This is a genomic window from Flavobacterium sp. (assembly GCF_043773265.1).
Classification (GTDB): domain Bacteria; phylum Bacteroidota; class Bacteroidia; order Flavobacteriales; family Flavobacteriaceae; genus Flavobacterium.
Window position 1 is genome coordinate 1 of record NZ_JAYVFH010000031.1, and the last position, 2,532, is coordinate 2,532.

At 32.5% G+C, this 2,532-nt stretch carries 2 protein-coding genes; both read right to left on the reverse strand.

What is annotated here, in order from left to right:
- The coding region (locus ACH2BO_RS01615) for a zinc metallopeptidase (protein WP_395043016.1) at positions 1-389 on the reverse strand (389 nt) is incomplete at its 3' end.
- A 128-nt stretch (positions 390-517) separates the two neighbouring features.
- The coding region (locus tag ACH2BO_RS01620; protein ID WP_395043017.1) for a class I tRNA ligase family protein at positions 518-2,532 on the reverse strand (2,015 nt) is incomplete at its 5' end.

The window sequence follows — 2,532 nt, forward strand, 5'->3', positions numbered from 1 at the left end:
ATTAACCAAGTTGACATTTTGGAAGAAATATTTACAGCCGGAACCATTTTAGAACGCATTGTCAACCATTGATAAGCTTGAGCATGTTGCACAGCATGACCACATTCGTGAGCAGCAACCGCAGCAGCAGCAGCATTTCTTTGATTATAGACACCTTCACTAAGGTTAACTGTTTTATTGGTTGGATCGTAATGATCTGTCAATTGTCCTGGAGTAGAAATTACTTTTACATCTCTAATTCCATTATCTGCAAGCATTTTTTCAGCAATTTCTGCACCAGACATTCCGTTTCGTAAACTAACTTTTGAGTATTGAGCAAATTTACTTTTTAGTCGTGAACTTACCAACCAACTAAATAAAGCGATAACACCAATTATTATAAAATACATAATTTTTAATTTTTTAAAATATAAAGTTACAAAATTAATATCAAATTACACGCCAAAACTTCATTCTGCCAAATTGACTTAAAAACAACTAATTCGCAAATTAATAAAAACAGAATTTTTTAGTTAAATTATCCTACCAAGTTAATAATTTTTCCTGGAACGATTATAATATTTTTAGGAGTAGTTCCTGCTAATTGTGCAATTGTTCTTTCATCATTTAAAATTATTTCTTGAATTTGTTCTTTAGATAAATCAATAGGAAGCTTTATTGTAAATCTCATTTTTCCGTTAAACGAAACTGGATATTCTTTTTCAGATTCTACTAAATACTTTTGTTCAAAAACTGGAAAATCAATTGTGGAAATAGAATCTTTATTTCCTAACTGACTCCATAATTCTTCAGCAATATGCGGAGCATAAGGCGAAATCACAATGGCTAAAGGTTCCAAAATCTTTCGATGATTGCATTTTAATGTTGCCAATTCGTTTACACAAATCATAAACTGAGAAACCGATGTGTTGAACGAGAAATTCTCTATATCTTCTGTAACTTTTTTTATGGTTTTGTGTAACGATTTATACATTTCTGGCGTTGGTTCGTCATTAATTACAATCAAACCATGATCACCAAAATACAAACGCCAAAGTTTTTTTAAGAAACCAGAAACGCCAGTAATTCCTGCAGTATTCCATGGTTTTGCTTGTTCTAGTGGACCAAGAAACATTTCATACAATCGCAAAGTATCTGCGCCATAATCATTACAAATATCATCTGGGTTGACTACATTGTATTTTGATTTTGACATTTTTTCTACTTCACGAGTAGTTACATATTCTCCATTTTTATCTAAGATAAAATCAGAATTTTTTACAAAATTGAAAAGAGGATCCATCTTAATGGATTCAATATCCAAAACGTCACTTGTTCCTTTCAAATGATTTAAACTAATTCTAAAAGGCGTGAAAGTTCCGCTAAATTCTTCTCCAACATATCTTACTTTTATACCTTGCAATTTGTATACTTCAATTATATCATTGACTATTTTCTGAGTAATAGAATCTAATTCTCCTTTTAGCCCTTTTTCATATGATTCTTTTGGAATAACATATTTTTTATTTACAATTCCAGCTTGCGCTGCTTTAGGAACATCATTGACATTTTCAAATGACAAACCTGGTCCAAATCCATAACCAAATGCACTCATTCCCAAAATCATTCCTTGATTAATCAATTTCTTGAATGGTTCTTCTGTTGGTGCAAAACCTTTGTCTTTTAAAAATTTGTTCCAAAAACGAGAATATAATAAATGTCCGGTTGCATGTTCACATCCGCCAATGTATAAATCTACGTTTTCCCAATATTTTAGTGCTTCTTGACTAGCAATTTCGTTTTCATTGTGTGCATCCATATAACGCATCCAATACCAAGAACTTCCTGCCCAACCTGGCATTGTGTTTAATTCTAAAGGAAAAATAGTTTCATTATCAATCAACTTATTACTTACAACTGAACACTGAACACTATCCCAAGCCCAAGTTGTTGCGTTTCCTAGTGGTGGTTGTCCGTCTTCGGTTGGTAAATATTTTTCTACTTCAGGTAAAATAATTGGTAAATATTTGGCATCAATCATTTGAGGTAATCCATTTACATAATACACCGGAAATGGTTCACCCCAATATCGTTGACGAGAAAAAACAGCATCGCGCAAACGATAATTTATTTTTCCTTTTCCTTGATTTATTTTTTCTAATTCCTCAATGACTTTTTTGGTTCCGGTTTTATAATCCAATCCGTTTAGGAAATCAGAATTCACCAATTCAAAACCACTTTTTTCGGCAAAAGCAGCTTCTGAAATATCTTGATTGAAAATATTTATAATTTCAGGCATTCCGTTTTGACCTTTAAAAAAATTTGCAAACGCATAATCTCTTTCATCTCCACAAGGAACAGCCATTACAGCTCCGGTTCCATATCCAGCCAAAACGTAATCGCCTATCCATACCGGAATTGGTTCTTTGGTAAATGGATGTTCAGCATAAGCACCAGTAAAAACTCCAGAAATAGTTTTTACATCTGCCATTCTTTCGCGTTCTGAACGTTTTGCTGTAGCTTCAACATAAGCATTAACAGTAGTTTTTTGTT